Here is a 20,298-nt window from a genome sequence, read left to right on the forward strand (position 1 = left end):
CTTATTTATTGGGCTGGCGCCCCTGGGGAATAAAGGATTCGTGTAGGGAAATGGCCTGCGATAGCAAGGAAGAGGGCTTTTTTATTGGGCTGGCGCCCCTGGGAGACGAATGACCTGTGATAGCCCGAAAAAGCCTTTTTATCGGTTAAGCAATCCTAACAATTCATATAACTAAAACATACTCAACTGTGTATACGTAACCGGCAGCGTCTTCCCATTATTAGTTATATTATATACCGGCGTTTCCTGGTACCTGGAAGCCACCGCTACATGCATATCCCCGGCATGAGGCCGGAACAACTCCAACACCACCTCCGGATCATTATTATCCTTAGATAAATGAGAAAGAAACAAATGCGTCATAAACGGAGGCCGGTGCTTTATAAAAACCTCCAACGCCTGTTTATTCGACAAATGCCCATGCCCACCCCGTATCCTCTTCTTTAAATGAAAAGGATACCTTCCATTCTCCAACATCACCTCATCATAATTCGCCTCCAGGAACGCCGCATGACAAATCTGGAAATGTTTTATTAAATGCTCGCAGGGAGCCCCTATATCAGTAAACACACCAATATTAATGTCATTGCCAGAGATGATAAAAGAATGTGGCTCCACCGCATCATGGAATTTTGGAAATGCCGTGACGCTCAGTCCGCCGATCTGGATGGGAGAATATGGCAAAAAAGGGATCACCTGCTGCTCCTGCAAAGGTAAGTTACCACTACGTTGGGTAGCCGGGGTAATATAAACAGGTAGGTTGTACTTTTTGGAAAGAATCGTGATCCCTTTGATATGATCCGTATGCTCGTGAGAGATAAAAAGCGCCTTTACCTTCTTCATACTCAATCCCAACCGCTGCATACGCCGCTCAGTCTCCCTGCAGGAGAGCCCGGCATCCACCATAATGGCTTCCTGGTCGTTGCCTACATAATAGCAATTTCCATTGCTACCAGAATTAAGTGATGTGATGTAAAGTGACATGAGGCCGCAAAGTAAATAATAATTGCTAAAAATGTTAGCTTTTTGAAGGAGAATAAAAATTAAAGGGTGCCCCAAAAAAGAGACACCCTTCGTGGAGCGGGTATTTGGCGGACTGCTCATCTACCATTTAATATTCACCTTTACCCCATCCGGACTATTATCAAACCCAAGGTAAAGGGTATGAGAACTTTCATCCCATGACCGGGTCACATCCTTTCCAGCTATCACCACATCCTTAGGCGCCGCAGGCAGCAACACCCGCATTGCATTAATGGTGTTCACGGGACTCTTTGCCGTGAAACTATAACTGTGGGCTGTCACCACCTCATCATAAATCCTTGCTGCAGCTGCCAATACCTTTGGTTTAGACTTATCTGCCACTCTATTTACATTATACAGGAAAGCCTGGGAGCCGGGTTCTACCGTTTTCTGAGACAACACTGGTAACGCAGGATCGAAAAGATCTATTACAGGTCCATTGATCACATAAGGGGTTTTATCTGCCACCTCATCCATCACAGCTACAATATCGTATGGACCACGTTCCAGGTAAAGGTTATTTTTAACGGGTAAGTTGCCACCAAAGGCTTCTTTTACCGTAGCTACATAATTATCCGCCCCATTCGCCTGCATCACAAAGTTTTTCGGATCCTCCTTTATGATATATACCTTTCCTTTTCCAACATTTGATTTACCTGCATCCCCTTTAATCCCCAACAAACCAAACAAATGCGCCGAAGGCGTTTTATAGTGATTCCCCTTCGTATTCCACCACTCCATCACTGACTGGTATGGATCATCATCTTTTGAACAATACACCAGTGTACCGCCCTTCTTTACCCATTCAGCAATATATTTATGTACATCGGCACTCATGGGTTTCATATTGGAATAACTCATCACCAACACCTTAATATCTTTCAGGCTGGCAGCAAAAGACAGGTTTTCCATATGCACCGTTTGCACGGGTATCCCTAATTTCAGCAAGGGTAATGTCTGGCCATAGAAGTTACTAAACTGTGGATCTTCAAAGCCGTTATGTGTAGGAAAACGCTGGAACATCAGGGAATTGCCCATCAGCACGCCAATACCATTTACACCAGTCACCCGATTGGCAGAGCGCGGCATATCATTCAGCGCATTGACCATCACCTGCATTTGTGTAGAATAGTATTTAGGAATCAATACCATGCTGTCACTATTCGCTACCTTGTAAGGTCTGGTATAGATACGCTCCGGCCATGGCATCACTTCGTAATCAGCAACCATCGGGTAGAGGATCTTTGCTGTAAAGGTGGCCTGGTAATTACGTTTGTAATCACTCCAGTCACGCGGCCAGTCTTCGATGGGGTCTGTCAATAAGAACACCTTCCTGTTGGTAGGTGCTGTCATTGAAATAACTGAGCCATATTCTAAAAAAGCATTTTCAAATACCCGCTCTTTCTCTACGCCATTAAAGAAAGTGGGTTCACGTGAGGTACCTGTCCATACCTGTGCAATGTACCCGTCAATGCCGGGTAATGACGCCAGACTTGCTTCAGGGCTTACGATCTTCCAGGAAGAGTAATTGACTAATGAGTGCGTGGGAATGTATACCTTCACATTCAGGCCTTTTGTTTTGCCATAGGCCTTAGCGTAAGAAGAGACTTCCTTAATCGCGTTATAATATAAATGATATTTTAGTTTACTTGACAAATAGGTATTTTCCGGAGACTCGTGCTGTGGCCGCCATGGAAAGCCGTAATAACTTTGCCATTCGTCTTTGAAGACCTGGCTATAGCCGGCACGTGCCCAGAATTCTGGTTCTTCCAGGTAGATGGCGGTGATGCCCGCATCGATGACCTTTTTGACCACACCGCGTTTCATGTAATCAATAAAAGAGCTTTCCGGTACTACATAGGGAATGTTATGCCCATGCCAGATGGTATCTCCATTCTGCATGACCTGACCAATACCGAGATGGTTTTTCCCATCCCATTTGCCAAGGAAGTAATCATCGTAAGATCCCCAGGCGATGCCTGTCATGAATTGAACGGTGTACCCGTGGTCACGCCATGATTTTACCCGTTGTTCAAAGGTCATGTTATGTCTGTCGCCGGCGCCATATACGATGGCGATGTCCGATCTTACGTCTATTTCAGGCCGCCATGGACTGCTGGTCTGAAAGGCTGTTTTTTCTCCTTTTTGGGCGTTTGCCAATAGGGAAAGGCAAAGGCTGGAGAGTAGAAGCAATGGTTTCTTCATGATTAAAAGTTGAGACCTGTAATTGAAGGGTCTGCGCCGGCTAAAGGAAAAACCTCCAATAGCCGGCAACAAACCTGGATTGATGGGCTGTGGCCTTGTAGACAGCAAACACAGTCGCCATTAAAAAGTGGAATCCGCACAAAGGGAACCTTACGGTACTTTCACCGCTATCGGTTCATTATAGTTATACCTGTTCACCCCCTCTACACTATAATTAATACGCGCACCCGCACGCAGGTAATATGTCGCATTTGAATAAGGCAACACCGGCGTCGTTACCGTAATCGTCTGCCCCAACTTTGAAGTCGGATTGCTCACAGACACTGTATAACGTGAATCATAATTATTATCACCCACATTATAACTGGAAGAATTTACAAACAGGTAAATATTCCCCAGATCCTGCTGGTACGCCGGCAGCGTGGTACCCCGGGAAACCTTGAACTGTACTGTAATGGTATTATCCGCATTCACCACCGGATCTCCCACCCATTCCAGTTCAAGGAAAGGCACTACTGTAAAATTCTGCGTTATCGTACCATTTATATCAATCGTCACACTCGCATTTTTCGTAGTGTCCCCATTGGAGTCGGTCTGTACAAGAGGGACGAAAGGCCCGAGAGGGGTCACATTATATTTGCCCGCAGGAATAATAGAACACTCGTATGTACCATCCTGCTGCACGGTAAAATACCATGCTGTCGGACTCGCAGAGTAACCCAGGTCCAGCATCCTGAACCGCACGCCATTATCACCCACCTGGGTTTGCAGCCCCTGGCCTGTGATCGAGTCCGTGATCAAACCTTTCAATACCATGGAAGGCTTATCCTTATTATCATATTTCGTGCAGGAACAAAATAGTCCCAGCGCCAAAACTATATATTGAATTTTCATCGTCGTCAAAGTTTTAGTGTATTAATAGCCTGAATTCTGCACCACCTTAGTACTGGTTGTAATTGCTGCCCCTGGCAGTTCCTGGTAATACCAGCGGGTATCGAAAGTGAATGTATTTCCTCTTTCATCATACCGCGCATCGAAGAACCATTTGCCTGCATTGTCAGCATAGAATGGCATCAGCACCCGCCAGCGGGTATTGGACTGTTCTGCTGCAATCACTCGCCACCGTTTTAAATCCCACCATACTTTGTTTTCGAAGGCCAGTTCTTTACGGCGTTCTTTGCGTACTGCACTGATGAATGCATCTGTAGATGCCTTTTCCAGACCTGACAATAACTCTGCACCTGCACGGGTTCTGATCTTGTCTATGCTGGTATATGCATCATTCAGGTAGTCAGGTGTACCCAGGGATGCCAGTTCAGCCGCTGCTTCTGCACGGATTAATAATACCTCTGCATAGCGCATTTCAATCCACGGTTGTGCAGACCTGTTTTCCAGTACTTCTTCCTGTGCCATGCCTTCATTCAACCATTTGCGGATAGTGAAGCCGGACATTGCACAGGTGTTATCTCCATAAAATACACCCGCTGCACCTGCAGGATTCATCTTGGTACCATCATGCAGTGTATAAGCCGTTTGACTACCGCTGGAAGATGTTACTAACAAAGAGGCGCTGGATGAGTTTTCATACTTAGTCGTGCTGCCCTCTGGAATGAGGCGGGCAATGGAGGAGGTGGAGCTACCTGTGTAGATACCTCTCCATATCTGGCAGGCGGTACCTTTGAACTGATCGTTCGGCAATATCACTGTCGCTCTCAGGCGAGGCTCTGCATCTGCAAAGAACTGCATGGTGCTGTCATACAATTTGTAAGTACCATCGCTGTTGTATACATCCACATGTCCGTTTGCATCTTTAGGAATGCCATCGAACATTTCCACGAAGTTCAGGGTAGGATTGGTTTCTGAAGAATAACCATTTGCACCTTTGTATTGCGCCGGTACATTGTACGCATCGTAACCGTGTACTGATTCAGGATAGCTATATTGTTTTACGAAGATGGCTTCTGAACTGCTGGCTTTGGAAAAGAGATTTTTGTAGTTGTTATACTGTGCGGTTTTATCACCTGCCGCCCATTCATTCATGTACAGGGAGTAACCGCCTGCATCTACGGCCAGTGCTGCATTGTAAGCCTGTGTGTAATACTCTTTGGCCAGGTCTGCACTCACCCCACAGAGGCGGATACCGCCTACGATATAAGAGTTGGTATTATATTTTGCAATAGAGCCTGCATGTACCATTGCTCTTGCTTTCATGGCATAAGCGGCATATTTATTGGCACGACCTACCTGGTTGGTAGTTGGCAATAATGAAATGGCACTGTCGTAGTCTGCAGCTACCAGCTTCCAGGTATCTTCTTCTGAAGAACGGGCAATGTCTACATCAGAGATGGATTCTGATGGATAGTTCAGCACGCGTGTTACCAAAGGTACGCCACCATAGCGTTTTACCAGGGCATAGTAAGTGAAGGCACGTACAAAGTAGGCTTCGCCTTTGTACTTGTTTACAGTAGCTTCATTATACCTGCTCTGGTAGTTCTTAATATTCTCCAGGAAGTAGTTACATTCCCGGATCACGGTGTAAAGGTCACTCCAGGTATCGCCATAGTCTGTAGAAGTAGACTCGTTCTTGGCGCCACCTACTTCGCGGCACAGGGCTTCGCCAGACATGGTAGCGGGTACCTGCAGTACCCAGAAGTGATTGAACAGATAGTTCGGACTGTAACGGAAATCTTCTATCGGCATTTCGCTGTAGATCCTTGCTATATAAGAGTTGATACCTGCTTCTGAACCGAAGATATCATTGTCCTGGATAATATTGGTAGGTGATATATCCAGTTTTGTACAGGAAAAGAGCGAAAAACCCAGTATGAATGGTAGTATATATTTAAACTTTTTCATAATCACAAGAATTAAAGATTGATGGTGAAGCCCATATTGTAGGTACGGTTCAGTGGATACACGTTACCGTAGCTATCATTAGGATGTTCCGGATCAATGAATTTCATGCTTGACCAGGTATGGGCATTGTAGATATTGCAATACACTCTTGCCCCTTTGATACCTACGCGTTTGAGCAGGGATACTGGTAAGGTGTAGCCTAACTCTACCGTTTTAAGGCGCAGGTAGCTGGCATTGAAGTAAGAGAATGTAGAGTTACCGCGAGCCACTGTACCTGTGTAAGCATATTTCCCTTTCACCCATTTAGTATTTGGATCGTAAGGGTTGGCTGTTGGATCAGCCGGATGCCATCTGTCCATAAACATTTCGAGTGCATTTGAATAATTTGATCCCCAAATAGGCTCAGCTAATATTTCTACATAATTTACATACACCTTGGCAGCTCCCTGGAACAACATGGCCAGGTCAAATCCTTTCCAGCTGGCATCCAGTGTCAGACCATAAGTGAACATCGGTCTGCCGCTGTAGCTGATAGGCTGTAAGTCAAGGTCAGAGATGATACCGTCACCATTGGTATCTTCGTATTTGTAATCGCCGGGCAGTGTACCCTGGTCGTATTTAACTTTGCTGTTTGCAATTTCTTCGTAGCTCTGGAACTGGCCAATGCCTTTGAAGCCCCATACCATATCAGAGTAACGGTTGTTGTTATTGCTTCTCCACTCGTTGTAGTTGTTACCGTATTTACCGGATTCCTGGTAGGTGTACTGTGTGCGGGTGAAACCAAAGGTACCCCTTACATTGTAGCTCACTTCACCGATCTTGTAGTGGTGGGTAACTTCGATATCGATACCACGGGTCATATCGCCATTCAGGTTTTCCTGTGGCAGTGCGGCGCCTACTACAGATGGCAGACTTACACTACGGGTTGCGAGCAGGCCACTGCGTTTACGCTGGAAGTAGTCTACGATCAAACCAAACATGCCGTTTTTGGTAGTGAGGTCCAGACCAACATCAAACGTTTTAGCAGTATACCATGTAATATTTTTATTTGCGATACCGGTACTAACAGAGCTGTTTACAAATGTGCCATCGAATACAGAACCACCGGGCAGGTTGTTGTAATCACCACTGGCAGGGTAGGTATAGCCATTCAGGTATTGATAGGTAGACGCGTTGTCATCGCCCAGTACACCGTAAGAAGCACGGAACTTTGCGTTGTCGATGAATTTTACATTCAGGTTTTTCCAGAAGTTTTCATCAGTGAAGCGCCAGCCCACGGAACCGGAAGGGAAGAAGCCCCAGCGGTGAGACGCGTCGAAACGGGAAGAACCATCGTAACGGAAATCGAACTCTGCGAGGTACTTGCCTTTGTAGTTATAGTTGGCTTTACCTACGTAACCGATGTTTGCATAGTCATACAGATCACCACTACCGGTAGACATGCTACCCTGCTGGTTGTCACTGTTACCTGCGGAGAGCTGATCCAGCAACAGGGACAGGTCGCGCGCTGCAAAGATGTTATCTCCCTGGCGGTGCTGACCTTCTACCAGTGCGAGGATGTTCACATTGTGCACTTCATTGAAAGTACGCAGGTAGTTCAGGGAGAACTGTGTGAGGATGGACTGTTTGGTATAGAATTCCCTGCGAATGTTGCTGGGACTCTGGTTGGTAGTAGGATTATATGTTTCAGTCGCGTCGTCGTAGTTGTAAAGGTTGTATTGTTTTTTGTAGATCTTGTTGTCGAGCAACTGGTAGTCATAGCCGAACATACCTTTTGCACGCAGCCCTGTGATACCTGGTACATCGTATTCCAGGCTTACGTTGGACTGGAACCATTTGTTACCATACTTTCTATAGCCGGACTGGTTGGCATCGGCCATGGCTACAGGGTTGGAACCATCTACGGAGCCTACCTGCAGGTAGTCATGGTTGTTATTGGCGTAGATGGGTTGAATGGCGGCAGATCGTTCCATGGAGCGGATGATCCAGTCAGTTTGTTCGTAGTTTTTGTTAGACTCGTCGAACACACCGTTCAGCTGGAAGTCAGCTTTCAGGCGATCTGTGATTCTGCCGGTTACATTAGAACGTAAGTTGTAACGTTTGTAGCTGTTGCTGTTACTACGCAGGAAAGATTCCTGTGACAGGTAGCCCAGGGATGCATAGTACTGCACCCTGTCGGAACCGCCGCTGGTGCTCAGGTTGTGCTGAGACATAGGAGCAGAAGATCTGATCACGGCTTTGTACCAGTCAGTACCTTGTTTGGTACCGTTGCGGTAGGCTTCTACTTCGTCGAGAGAGTAGCGGAGTGTGCCACCGTTTTGGTTATGCATGGACTTCTCGTTGGCGAGGGTCATCCAGTCAGCCGCGCTGGTGCTCTTTGGAGAACCGATGGGTGTCTGGATACCGAAGTTAGCATTGTAGTTGATGACGTTGGTACCTGCCTTTCCTTTTTTGGTAGTGATCAGTACCACGCCGTTTGCAGCGCGTACCCCGTATACGGCTGCAGACGCATCTTTCAGTACGGAGATGCTTTCCACATCGTCCGGGTTCAGACGGGCCATGTTATCGCGTGGGATACCGTCGATGATGATCAGCGCATCGCCCATACCACGAATATCGAAGGTATTGTTGAAGGTACCGGGTTCTGAAGATTTCTGAACGATACGTACGCCGGCCAGTTTACCAGTCAGCATATTGGTTACGTTTTCGTTCTTGGTGCGGACGATGTCTGCGCTTTTAATGGCAGCTACCGCACCGGTTACGGTGGCCTTTGTTTGCTGACCGTAACCTACCACTACCACTTCCCCCAGGGATTTGTTTTCAGCAGATAATTTAATATCGATACGGGTACGGTTGCCTACCACAACTTCTCTGGCGGTGAAGCCGATGAAGGTAAAGACCAGGGTATCGTTTTCGCTGCGTACATGGAGTACAAAGTTACCATTGGCATCGGAGGTAGTACCTCTCGAAGTGCCTTTGATACCGATGCTTACGCCGGGCAATGCCTCGTTGGCATCGTTGGTAACTCTACCGCTGATGGTGATATCGGCAGGAGGAGCGGGCGGCGTAACAGGTTTATCTTTCTGCCTGATGATGATGGTTTTCTGTTTGATAGTATAATCAAGCGGCTGGTCTTTGAAGCAAAGGCGCAGCACCTCATCGATCGGGGAGTTGGTCACTGAAATGCTTACCGGGCGGGCGCTGGCGAGCATGGGAGCGTTGTAGAGAAAATTGTAACCGCTTTGTTCTTTCAGGTCCATCAGGAGTTTTTCAAGCGGCACGTTGTGCTCCGATATGGTTACATTTTGTGCCTTACCGTGTACCTGGAGGGCGGTGAACATGACTAATAGAAAAGTTTTGAGTAGCAGTTTCAATGGCACGTGGAATTGCCATGGCTTCTTAAATTGTAGATAGCATCGCATAGATGTACGTTTTGGAATTTATGAATGTCTGTTTCAGGGGAATACGATTCCCGTTCCGGAGCAGGGTCTGCGCCGGTTGTAACAATTTGAAAAAGGATTATGTTAAGGTAATACCGTCAGCTCCCTTCCCTGAATCCTGAAGTGGATAGTGCCGGTGAGTTCGATCATGCTGAGTACATCAGAAATATTATCAAAACGTGAAATAGTGCCGGAAAAGATTTTTCCGTTCATATCGCCTTGGTAATTTACCCTTACGTCATACCAGCGTGCCAGTTTTCGCATAATGCTTTGTATGTTTTCATGGTCAAAAGTAAAGTAGCCGTTTTTCCAGGCAATGACTTCTTCTAAGTTTGCTTTGCAGGTGGTAATCTGACTTACAGAGTCGGTAATTTGCGCCTGCATACCGGGTTTAAGTAATTGTTCGCCGGTGTGGTTGTTCACTTTAACAGCGCCCTGCAGCAGGGTAACTTTACTTTTCGCCTCGTCTTTGTAAGCCATGACGTTAAAGTGAGTACCCAGTACCGTGATGGTGTTGCCATTGAAGTTTACCTTAAATGGTTTGGATTCGTCTTTAGCAATTTCAAAATATACTTCCCCGCTTATTTCCACTGTCCTTTCATTGTTCCTGAAGGTGGTTGGGAATCGAAGGGATGATGTAGCGTTAAGCCATGCTTTAGTGCCGTCTTCGAGTACGATCTGGTATTGTCCGCCGGTGGGGGTGGAGATCGTGCTCCAGGAGGTGGCGTTATTGCCTGTTCTGTCGTTATATTCAATGAGGCCGTTCTGTACCTGCCTGATTGTTACACCGTTTTTAGTAGTCAGGGAACCTGCTCCTGCGCTGTCCAGTGTGATGGTGGAGCCGTCGGCGAGGGTCAGGATGGCCTTGTTGCTGCCGGGCGTCACCTTGTTGGAAGCAAGGGTTTTAGGCGCTGCGGGCGGCAGGGTTGAGTTATTTTTATAGATGGATGAAAGGAAGATGACGAGACCAGTTACGGCTGCGGCTGCTGTGAGGATAGCGGTCAGTGTCCTGATTTTGGTTTTCCTTTTGGGCCTGATTTCCTGTTCGAGCAGTGCGTGAATTTCGTTTTCTATATCGGCTTTGTCACCCATTTCAGCTTGCCAGGGGTGTTCTTCAGCTTCCATTTGGTCGGTGTATTCCAGCAGTTGCTGTTTTTCTTCGGCAGTGATGGTGCCTGATAACAGTTTTTCGTATAGCAAAAAGAATTCCCGTGGACTCATTTGTTTGATTTATAGGTATCTGATAAACTGGAGACCTTTTTTGGGCCTCACACACATAAATTTGAAAAATATTTTTTGAAGGTAGGGGGTGTTGGAAAAAAAATGAATATTCTCAGGCAAAATGTTACCTTTATTCCACACTACGTTATGTCCATTTATCATGTGCTTAGGCCATTTATCAGACCATGAACTTTGGGAGTCCATTTTAAAGGGGGATCAGGCGGCCTTTTCTTACTTCTTTAAGAAGCATTGGCAATCTGTATATGCAACTGTATTTTTCCACTTAAAAGACAGGGAAATCAGTAAAGAGATCACCCACGACATTTTCCTGAATATCTGGTTGAAAAGAGAACAATTGGAAATACTTTCATTTTCGGCGTACCTGAAGGCGGCGGGGCGGTATCATGTATACAAATACCTGAAAAAGGAGAAGCTAAAGCCTGTTTCATTTAATGAAGATATTGGGCAGCTGGATAATTATGCCTGCCAGAATGAAGGGGATCAGCAGTTGTCGCGGCAGGAGCTGGAGGATAATGTGGAGGAGTTTGTAAGGACATTGCCAAAGCGGTGCCGGGAGGTGTTTATATTGAGCCGGCAGGAGCACTTGTCTAACGACCAGATAGCGGGGAAGTTGGGTATTTCTAAAAGAACAGTTGAGAATCAGATTACCTATGCGCTGCATCATTTGAGAACGATGTTGAAATTGATATCTGTATTTTTGTTTTAGCCCTGAATGTTGTATGTTCGTAATTATCCCTAATTTTTCATCCTTATGCATTGCAAACATTGTGGCAACCAAATTCATGATGATAGTAAGTACTGTTCTTATTGTGGCGGGCAGGTAGAGGCCCCTGTTGATACGAATCTTATTCAGAGCGATCAGGGGCTGGTAATTGCTTTTTGTATGATGGTGGGTATCCGCTTGTTCTGGCTGGTCTACGATTATTTTAGTAAAGATGTGGCTTACTATGAGAAGCTGGTCTCCTTTAAATTTATCATTAAACCATCGTATGTGATCTTTTGGAGTATCCCATTGGTATTGGCGGTTTTTGTGGGGAGAAGATCATTGCGTCCTCTTTTGTTGTTTGTTGGTTTTTGTATGTTGTTTCTTTCCGTGTATGATAATTTTATAAAGGGGAATTAAAAGATGCTGTGATAAATGGTTTGCTGCATTGGGGTCGGATGTGCAATCGTCTTAAATTCATAAGTACCCGGTTCCAGTCTTAAACCTGCATACGCCAGGTATTTATTATAATCTACTTCTTTTGTTGTGCTGGTATACTGGAACAGGTCGTTCAGTTTCATGCCGGCAATGTCTTCACACATGTTTTGAAATTCAGTTTCGGTGTACCCGCGGTGCAGCTGTTGGTAGTACTTTTTGTACAGACCACGCATCACATCGTCGAGGCTTTTTTTATTTTGAGTGGCCTGCCGGATTTGAAGGTCGAGGAGGAGGCCGATTAAGGGGCCTTTGTCATAATAGGAGATACCATCCCCGCCAAAAGGGCCTTCTGCCCAGGTTTCCCAGCTGGCTTGCGTGAGTGACTGATGCAGTTTACCTGTTTTGGTTTCGTAGGCCATGAGGCTGGACCGGAATTGTTGCAGGCATTCACTGGCGGTGCTCAGACCAGCGTGGTGTACGATGAGGTATTCGTAATATACAGTGAGCCCTTCTGCTACCCAAAGCATTTTTGTTTTATTACCGTTTTGGTAATCGAAAGGACCGAGTTCTATAGGGCGGATGCGTTTTACATTGTAATGATGGAAGTATTCGTGGGCGAGGAAACTGTAATACCGGAGCCTTGTTTCCCGATTATCCATATGCTGACCTGTGAAGGTAACAGTCGTGGAGTTCAGGTGTTCTATGCCACCATGACCATTGCCGATGTCAAGGAAGGTGTAGTGTTTATAAGGAATATCACCGATGATGTTTACGCCTATGGAGATGATCTTTTGCATGTCATTGATGAATGCCGTGCGGTCGAAATCTGCAAAGCCTAAGCCGACGAAGTAATGGGGAATGCCACGTACTTTGAAGGCAGGCAGGCTGTCTAAGTGCCCGCAAAGGAGGGGGCTGTCATAGAGGATATCGAAATTGGGCGCCTGGAAATAATCACCTTTTTTATCCATACCGGTGGCGGCAGACCAGCCAGCGGGGGTAATGACTTTCAGGGATACAGGTTGATGGATATCGGCATACATGCAAATACCTGTGAGGTTTAAAGTAGCGCGGTGGGAGTCTACATAGACCGCTGCTACGAAATCAGAGTCTGCTCTTACATCGTATTCAAGCGTGAAATTTTCAGGTGCTTTTATTGTCCAGCCATTGCGGGGTAGGGTATCCTTTTCATTGTAAGCTTTAAAATTGCTGACACGGGAAGGGAATGCAATGTGCTGATAATACCCCGGCGTCCAGGTGGGCATTTTGAATGCCAGTGAGTCAGTGTGATTACCTTTTACTGATAAAGAAACATGCACCCTTTCCGGAGAAAGGGTGATGGTATACTGCCAGCTTTGTGCAAATGAAAATTGGGTGACTAAACAGGCTATTAGTAAGGTAAAGGGTCTGGTCATTGCACACTCCATTCGTGAATACCTGATGAATTGTCTTTTGGCAACTGTACTTCCAGCCTTAAGGCAGTCGTGGTAACAGGTTCAAAAGTTACACTATTGTATTTATCCTTTGCTATCTCGTAAGGCGTTTTATTTACCACCGGTACCCAGTCTTCACCTTTTTTATAATAAAGCTTCCAGGACACAGGAATACGACATCCTCCAAACGGTCCGTCATCATACCAATATACCTTAGAGCTTGAAATAGTATAAGCCTGGTCAAAGTCGTACTGTACCCATTCCAGCGTATCCTGTTTGGGCCACCAATGGAAATAGAGTGCGCTGTTGTCATGCGCATCTACCGGATCGTACTGATCATTCAGCGCCATGTACATGCGTTTGTTTTTGATACTCGCACTTACTGTTGCTTTAGATGCAATGGTGGGTGCAGGTTTTGGCCTTGCAGCAGATGCTTCGTAAGGAATCCACACTGCCATTTCACTGGGGCCACGGTTTGCCCATGCGTAATAGGGAATAGCTGTTACTGTTTGCGTAGACGTAATTAGCTGGTCGCTGTTCAGCTGGCGGCTGGAAGAACTACCGTTCATCTGTAATACAGTTACACCATTCAGCATGTCTGGTTTATATACGGCGGAGATCACAGCGTTTTTATCTACCACAATATTTTGCACAGTGGCATCTTTATTGTCCGGGCCTTCCAGGCAATACATGATAGGGCCACGTTCCAGTGCAAAGCGTTTTTTATCAGCAGCTACCTGGTCGTTGGCTAAAATCTTTTGTACGCTCATCGGGAAGTCCAGTCTTATTTTGTCACCGGCTTTCCAGGTGCGTACAATGACAGCATAACCTTTTTCCATCTTGTAGGTGGCCGGTTTACCATTCAGCAAAATAGCCAGTTTAGGCAGACTGGCACTATCTGCATCGTAGTATAAGTTACCCGGAACAGGGGAGCCTTTCGCCCATTCAGGAATGCGGATATGCAGTGCAAAGTTCGCAGCTTTGGCGGGCGTCACAGCAATATCCACCTGTCCTTCCCAGGGGTAATTGGTGGCTTGTGTAATTTGTACATTGCTGACAGGTAATTTGATATTTGCAGTATTACCTGCAAAGAGATTTATATAGAGATTGTTTTGGTTCTGAGCGTAGATGTATCCCGGCATGGAGGGCAGAAAGCGGGTCATATTTGAAATACAACAGGCACAACCAAACCACGCACTTCTTTGATGCTGCCCCATAGACGCCAGTGGATTCGGATAAAAGAACCGGTCTCCTGAAAGAGATACACCAGATAATAAGCCATTGTATAACGTACGTTCCAGCACGTCGATGTATTTCGCATCGCCATGCAGCAGGAACATCCTGCTGTTCCAATATACATTTGCGATAGCGGCACAAGTCTCTGCATAAGCACTCATATTAGGCAGTTCATATGCCTGCCCAAAAGCTTCGCCATTGCCGGTCGCACCAATACCCCCGGTGATGTAGAGCTTCTTATCTACCACATCATTCCAGATATCATCAATGGCATGCAGGTATTGCTGATCGCCTGTAAGTGCTGCTACATCTGCCATACCGGTGTACATATAAGTAGCTCTCACCGCATGTCCTTTTGCCTCGTGCTGATCTACCACCTTTGTAAAGGACTGGTTATATTCACCACTATAGGGAGAACCGGGTCCGCGTACATCCAGGAAGAACTTAGCCAGGTGCAGATAGGCAGTATCGCCGGTGACACGGTATAATTTTGTCAGGCCTGTTTCTACAATCTGGTGCCCCGGCCATTTTTCTTCTTTGCCATAACCGAAAGTGGATACTAATAAATTGGCATTTTTGATAGCGATATTTAGTAAGGTCTTTTTGCCCGTAGCCTGGTAATGTGCTACCGCAGCTTCGTAGAGATGGCCGGCATTGTATAGTTCATGGCTCAGGTCTTCCTCCATTTCCCATCTCTTCGTTCCTATCCATGGATGGGGATGGGAAGCATGCACCGTACGGAAGGTATATAAATAACCATCCTTCTCCTGTGCCGCGCCAATAATTGCAATCAGGGAATCGAGGTACTGCTCCAGCGCAGGGTTCTTTTTTACCTGCAAACCGTACGAAGCACCTTCAATCACTTTATATAGATCGGTATCGTCAAATGTATATTCCGTCATGGAATCGCCGGGAATAGTATGGGCTGCGCGTCTGAAATTGTCGATGCGCCCTGTTTTACGGCATTGTTCCAGGGTGTAGGGAATCGTTACTTCCGCATTGACCCTGATCTTGGGTGCCCAGAAATTGTCGGAGACCTGTACCTGTGTGAAAGCCACAGGCTGTATGGGATAATCTTTTTTCACCTGTGCCTGGAGGGTGGTACAAAATCCAGTCGTTGCGATGATGAGTGTTTTTATCTTCATAGGGATGAAATTATGGTTTCCCCCGGGAATGGGTTAAATAGATATTAATCAGATTTGCCTGTATATTAGCAGAATTTTATGGATCGTTATTTCATTATTTACAAACCTTACGACATGGTGTCGCAGTTCGTTAGCCCTGACAAAGTACATCTTTTAGGCGAACTGGATTACGACTTTCCCGAAGGCACTCATGCCGTGGGCAGGCTCGACAACCATTCCGAAGGATTGCTTATTCTTACTACCAATAAAAAAGTCACCCGTTTATTATTCGAAAGTGAAATACCCCACAAGCGTACTTACCTGGTGATGGTGAGTAAAATTATGGGTCCGGAGGCGTTGGAACAACTCCGTACCGGCGTCAATATCCGCATAAAAGGGGGGATGGATTACGTGACCCCGCCCTGCGATGCGCAGATTGTAGAAAAACCGGCGAATATAGGCCCCAGGGCGCATGACCTGAAGGAATACCTGCCAAGGACCTGGATCACTATTACGCTTACGGAGGGAAAGTTCCACCAGGTGCGAAAAATGACCGCTGCCGTAGGGCATCAGACAAAGCGGCTCATCCGTATTTCCATAGAAGATTTAGTGCTGGGAGATCTGCAACCGGGGCAGGTACGGGAGTTGGAAGAGGAGACTTTCTTCCGGTTACTGAATATCGCTAATGTTGATGTATAACCAGAGCAGGCATTGCTGGAAAAGGGCGCTTTCTTCCATTTACTGAATATCGCTAATATTACTGTATAATTTAGCAATATCGCATCAGTTTGGTGCCATTATTCTTGGTACTTTGCTGGCTTCCTTATCATGCTTAAAAGTAAATTATGTTTAAAAAAAGTGCACTGGCACTGGGTGTTTTGTTGCTCGTTCATGTAGCACGTGCCCAGGATGCAGCACCATCCCGTTACGGAATCATTCCTTATCCGCAACAGCTGGTGCCACAGGCAGGAGAATTTGTCATTACCACGAAGACGAAATTGGTAGTACCGGCCGGAAAAGTGTTCAGCAATGAGGCGGCACAGTTACAGGCGCTCATCAAACAGGGATTGGGGCAGGCATTGCCTGCGGGCACCCAGGCAGGTGCGGGTGCCATTGTGTTGAAACAGGACAGTCAGCTGGAAGGCGAAGAAGATTACACCTTGCAGATCAGCACGCAGCAAATTCAGATTGGTGCAAAAACACCCACCGGTATGTTCCGTGCCATTCAGACCCTGCGTCAGCTGATGCCGGTAGCTGTAGAAGGTACCACGACCAAACTGGCAAAGATGGCTATTCCTGCAGCAAACATTACCGACCACCCTGCATATGGCTGGCGCGGTATGCACCTGGACGTATCCCGTCACTTTTTCTCCATCGACTATCTGAAAAAATTCATCAATGTACTGGCTTTGTACAAGATGAATAAGTTTCATCTCCACCTGACCGATGATCAGGGCTGGCGTATTGAAATTAAGAAATATCCATTGCTGACTGAAAAAGGGGCATGGCGTGAGTGGAACAACCAGGATTCTGCCTGTATGGAGAAAGCCAAAACCAACCCGGATATGGCGATCGATGCTTCACACATCATTCACAAAGATGGCAAGACCCTGTATGGCGGTTTCTATACACAGGCCCAGATGAAAGACCTGATTGCTTATGCAGCGGCACGTCATGTCGAAATCATCCCTGAAATCGACATGCCGGGGCATATGATGGCGGCAATCAGGGAATATCCTTTCCTGAGTTGCCAGGGTGGTGTAAAATGGGGTAAATTGTTTTCCACCCCGATCTGCCCTTGTAAAGAATCTACCTTCGAATTTGCGGAGAATGTATTTACTGAAATTGCGGCATTGTTCCCTTCTCAATACATTCATTTGGGTGCAGACGAAGTGGACAAGTCTACCTGGGAGCACTTTGATGGCGTACAGGAGTTCATGAAAGAACACAATATCAAAGACGTTGATGAACTGCAGAGTTACTTCGTGAAGAGAATGGAGCAATTCTTCAACTCCAAAGGTAAAAAACTGATTGGCTGGGACGAGATCCTGGAAGGTGGTGTGAGCCCTACAGCCATGGTCATGTATTGGAGAAGCTGGGTACCTTCAGCACCTATACATGCAGCAAAGAATGGCAACTTCGTGATTATGACGCCGGGTAATCCGTTATATTTTGACGGTATTCCTGACAGGAACTCAATCTCTAATGTGTACCATTTTGAACCGGTGCCAAAGGGGCTGACTGCCCAGGAAGGCCGTTTCATAATTGGCGCGCAGGCAAATATCTGGACAGAGATGATTCCTTCTGAAAATCGTGCAGACTTTATGTATATGCCACGTATGACAGCGCTGTCTGAAGTATTGTGGACGCATAAGCAGGATTTTGACGGGTACTCTCAGCGCCTGATGACGCAGTACAAGCGCCTGGACAAGATGCGGGTAAAATATCGTATGCCTGACCTGGATGGGTTTACAGAAGAAAACGTATTTGTAGGGAAGACCCGGCTGGAAATTGCGAAACCTTCTCCTGAGATGAAGATTCGTTATACAACGGATGGCACAGCACCTACCGTGAAGTCACCTGAATTACCAGCTGATTATATCATTCCGGGCAAGATCTCCCTGCGTATAGCGGCATTTAAGCCCGATGGTGTACATGGTGAGATTTATACCCTGAACTATAAGCCACAGACTTTCTTCAAACCTACAGATGTAAGTGGCTTGCAGCAGGGGTTGAAACTGGATTATTTCAATGATGCATTCAGGAGTGTGACAACATTGAAAGATAAGCCGGATAGCAGCGGGTATGTAAACAATGTGATCATGCCTGATAGCATGGGGCATGGCGGCAAACCATTTGGCGCTACCCTGACGGGTTTTATCAATGTGCCTGAGACAGCGATTTATAGCTTTTTCCTGACGGCGGATGATGGTGCGAACCTGTATATAGATGGTGAGAAGGTGGTGGATAATGATGGCTGGCATGCGCCTTTGCAGAAGAGCGGACAGATTGCATTGCAAAAGGGATTGCACCCGATTGTGGTGAAGTTTGTAGAAGGCGGCGGGGGGTATACCCTGAAGCTGGAATATAGGGTGAATGGAGGCAGGATTGGAAGGTTGCCGGATGAGTGGCTGCAGGTAGCGAAATAAAATTTAGGACATGTACCAGCAGGTAGCAAAATAAAAATTTTTATAGGGCGGCTCATAAGGCCGCCCTATTTTTTACATTTGTGTATGACGCGTTATATCCTGTTTTTCCTGCTGTTTTTCGTCGCACAAAACAGCTCAGCCCAGAAGCCTAAGGCCAATTACCCGTACCAGTTATACCTGCCTGAAGATTACAAAAAACACCAATATCCCTTAGTGATTTATTTACATGGTGGCAGCCAAAGGGGGAATGATTTGAGTAAACTGAATGTGTATGGTTATCCATATCTGATTTCCCAGGGCAGACGATTTCCTTTTATTATCGCTGCACCGCAATGCCCGGATGGAAAGTTCTGGTCTTCTGACAACTGGCTGGATTCCCTGTATAGCGACCTGACAACTAAATACCGTATTGATACGAACCGGGTATACCTCACAGGTATCAGCATGGGCGGCTATGGCGTGTGGCAAACAGCGGTGGCCTATCCTTACCGGTTTGCTGCCATTATGCCTTTGTGTGGTGGGTGTGATGATTCTGCTATGATCTGTAATATTAAAAATGTACCAGTCTGGACCTTTCACGGAACTGCCGATCCTATGGTGGATTTTGGAGGAACTGTGCGGTTAGTGGAAAGTTTGAAAGCCTGTGGCGGAAATGTGAAATTTACCCGGCTGGAAGGTAAGGGGCATGAGATCCAGTATTTGTTTGAGAAACCTGAGCTGTACGAGTGGTTATTGCAACAGAAAAAGTAGTTTTGCAGGATGATGAAGGATTACAAAAAGCACTACCTGGTGCCTGCACCTCCTGAGGAGTTGTACAAGGCCCTGACCAATCAATACACCATCCAGTTATGGTCCGGCGAGCCGGCGGAGATGAAAGCTGAGGCAGGAACGGAGTTTTCCCTGTGGGGAGATAGTATTGCGGGAATGAACCTCGAGTTTGAAGAAGATAAGAAGATTGTGCAGGAATGGTATTTCGGGGATCAGCCGGAGGATTCAATTGTGACGATAATCCTGCATCCGCATAAAAAAGGGACGGATGTGGAGCTGAAGCATACGAATATTCCTGAGGAGGCTTTTGAGGATATAGTGAATGGCTGGAATGAGGCTTATTTTGGGGCACTGATTGATTTCTATTCATGAAGCCAGCGGGTATCAGTGAAATAAAGAAGGAGTTGCAGGCATTGCCCCCGGCGAGGCTGATAGAGGTGTGCTTACGATTGGCGAAGTTTAAGAATGATAACAAGGAGTTGCTGTCTTATTTGTTGTTTGAGGAAGGGGATTTACAGGGGTATATAGCGGCGGTAAAGTTGGAGATGGATGTGGCGTTTGCCGCGCAGCCAAAGACGAATATTTACTATGTAAAGAAGCATCTGCGGAAGATATTGAGGGGGATGAGTAAGCAGATTAAGTATACGGGGTCGAAAGTGGCGGAGATAGAGTTGTTGTTGTATT

15 protein-coding genes are annotated in these 20,298 nt (G+C 46.3%); 7 read left to right on the forward strand and 8 right to left on the reverse strand.

Translation table 11 applies throughout. The annotated features are described in order from the left end of the window. Positions 1-171: 171 nt before the first annotated feature. From ABDW16_RS29485 to ABDW16_RS29510, 6 genes are all read right to left on the reverse strand, one after another. Entirely contained in the window at positions 172-984 is an 813-nt protein-coding gene (locus ABDW16_RS29485) for an MBL fold metallo-hydrolase (protein ID WP_343674847.1), read from the reverse strand. Between the two features lie 120 nt (positions 985-1,104). Beyond that, positions 1,105-3,228, reverse strand: a complete 2,124-nt coding sequence (locus ABDW16_RS29490) for a hypothetical protein (RefSeq protein ID WP_343674849.1) — start codon at positions 3,226-3,228, stop codon at positions 1,105-1,107. 150 nt (positions 3,229-3,378) lie between these two features. Then, entirely contained in the window at positions 3,379-4,122 is a 744-nt protein-coding gene (locus ABDW16_RS29495; protein WP_343674850.1) for a DUF3823 domain-containing protein, read from the reverse strand. 21 nt (positions 4,123-4,143) lie between these two features. Then, on the reverse strand, positions 4,144-6,084 hold the full coding sequence (locus ABDW16_RS29500; protein ID WP_343674851.1) for a RagB/SusD family nutrient uptake outer membrane protein: 1,941 nt from the start codon (positions 6,082-6,084) through the stop codon (positions 4,144-4,146). Between the two features lie 11 nt (positions 6,085-6,095). Beyond that, a complete protein-coding gene (locus ABDW16_RS29505) occupies positions 6,096-9,506 on the reverse strand; it encodes a TonB-dependent receptor (protein ID WP_343674853.1) in 3,411 nt (1,136 codons plus the stop codon). A 102-nt stretch (positions 9,507-9,608) separates the two neighbouring features. Continuing rightward, complete coding sequence (locus ABDW16_RS29510; RefSeq protein ID WP_343674854.1) at positions 9,609-10,745, reverse strand: FecR domain-containing protein; 1,137 nt, start codon at positions 10,743-10,745, stop codon at positions 9,609-9,611. Positions 10,746-10,866: 121 nt separating this feature from the next. Here ABDW16_RS29510 and ABDW16_RS29515 point away from each other — a divergent pair, with 121 nt between their 5' ends. Both ABDW16_RS29515 and ABDW16_RS29520 read left to right on the forward strand, forming a co-directional pair. Next, entirely contained in the window at positions 10,867-11,472 is a 606-nt protein-coding gene (locus ABDW16_RS29515; protein ID WP_343674855.1) for a sigma-70 family RNA polymerase sigma factor, read from the forward strand. Positions 11,473-11,517: 45 nt separating this feature from the next. Then, on the forward strand, positions 11,518-11,889 hold the full coding sequence (locus tag ABDW16_RS29520; RefSeq protein ID WP_343674857.1) for a zinc ribbon domain-containing protein: 372 nt from the start codon (positions 11,518-11,520) through the stop codon (positions 11,887-11,889). Here ABDW16_RS29520 and ABDW16_RS29525 read toward each other — a convergent pair. Continuing rightward, on the reverse strand, positions 11,886-13,319 hold the full coding sequence (locus tag ABDW16_RS29525) for a hypothetical protein (protein ID WP_343674858.1): 1,434 nt from the start codon (positions 13,317-13,319) through the stop codon (positions 11,886-11,888). The two genes, ABDW16_RS29520 and ABDW16_RS29525, sit on opposite strands and share 4 nt — an antisense overlap. Continuing rightward, positions 13,316-15,718 carry a beta-L-arabinofuranosidase domain-containing protein gene (locus tag ABDW16_RS29530; RefSeq protein ID WP_343674859.1) on the reverse strand — a complete coding sequence of 801 codons (2,403 nt, stop codon included), beginning with the start codon at positions 15,716-15,718 and terminating at the stop codon, positions 13,316-13,318. Before ABDW16_RS29530 ends, ABDW16_RS29525 begins: the two co-directional genes overlap by 4 nt. Before the next feature lie 78 nt (positions 15,719-15,796). Between ABDW16_RS29530 and ABDW16_RS29535 the strand changes: the two genes are divergently transcribed. The 5 genes from ABDW16_RS29535 to ABDW16_RS29555 all read left to right on the forward strand — a co-directional run. After that, positions 15,797-16,396 carry a pseudouridine synthase gene (locus tag ABDW16_RS29535; protein ID WP_343674860.1) on the forward strand — a complete coding sequence of 200 codons (600 nt, stop codon included), beginning with the start codon at positions 15,797-15,799 and terminating at the stop codon, positions 16,394-16,396. Positions 16,397-16,542: 146 nt separating this feature from the next. Beyond that, positions 16,543-18,846 (forward strand): family 20 glycosylhydrolase, encoded by a 2,304-nt coding sequence (locus ABDW16_RS29540; protein ID WP_343674862.1) that lies wholly within the window; start codon positions 16,543-16,545, stop codon positions 18,844-18,846. An 84-nt stretch (positions 18,847-18,930) separates the two neighbouring features. Continuing rightward, positions 18,931-19,596 carry an alpha/beta hydrolase-fold protein gene (locus tag ABDW16_RS29545; protein WP_343674863.1) on the forward strand — a complete coding sequence of 222 codons (666 nt, stop codon included), beginning with the start codon at positions 18,931-18,933 and terminating at the stop codon, positions 19,594-19,596. 9 nt (positions 19,597-19,605) lie between these two features. Beyond that, complete coding sequence (locus ABDW16_RS29550; protein ID WP_343674865.1) at positions 19,606-19,986, forward strand: SRPBCC domain-containing protein; 381 nt, start codon at positions 19,606-19,608, stop codon at positions 19,984-19,986. Continuing rightward, positions 19,983-20,298: hypothetical protein (locus ABDW16_RS29555; protein WP_343674867.1), on the forward strand; the 316-nt coding region annotated here is incomplete at its 3' end. The genes ABDW16_RS29550 and ABDW16_RS29555, both read left to right, overlap by 4 nt.

The organism is Chitinophaga sp. (assembly GCF_039596135.1).
GTDB lineage: Bacteria > Bacteroidota > Bacteroidia > Chitinophagales > Chitinophagaceae > Chitinophaga.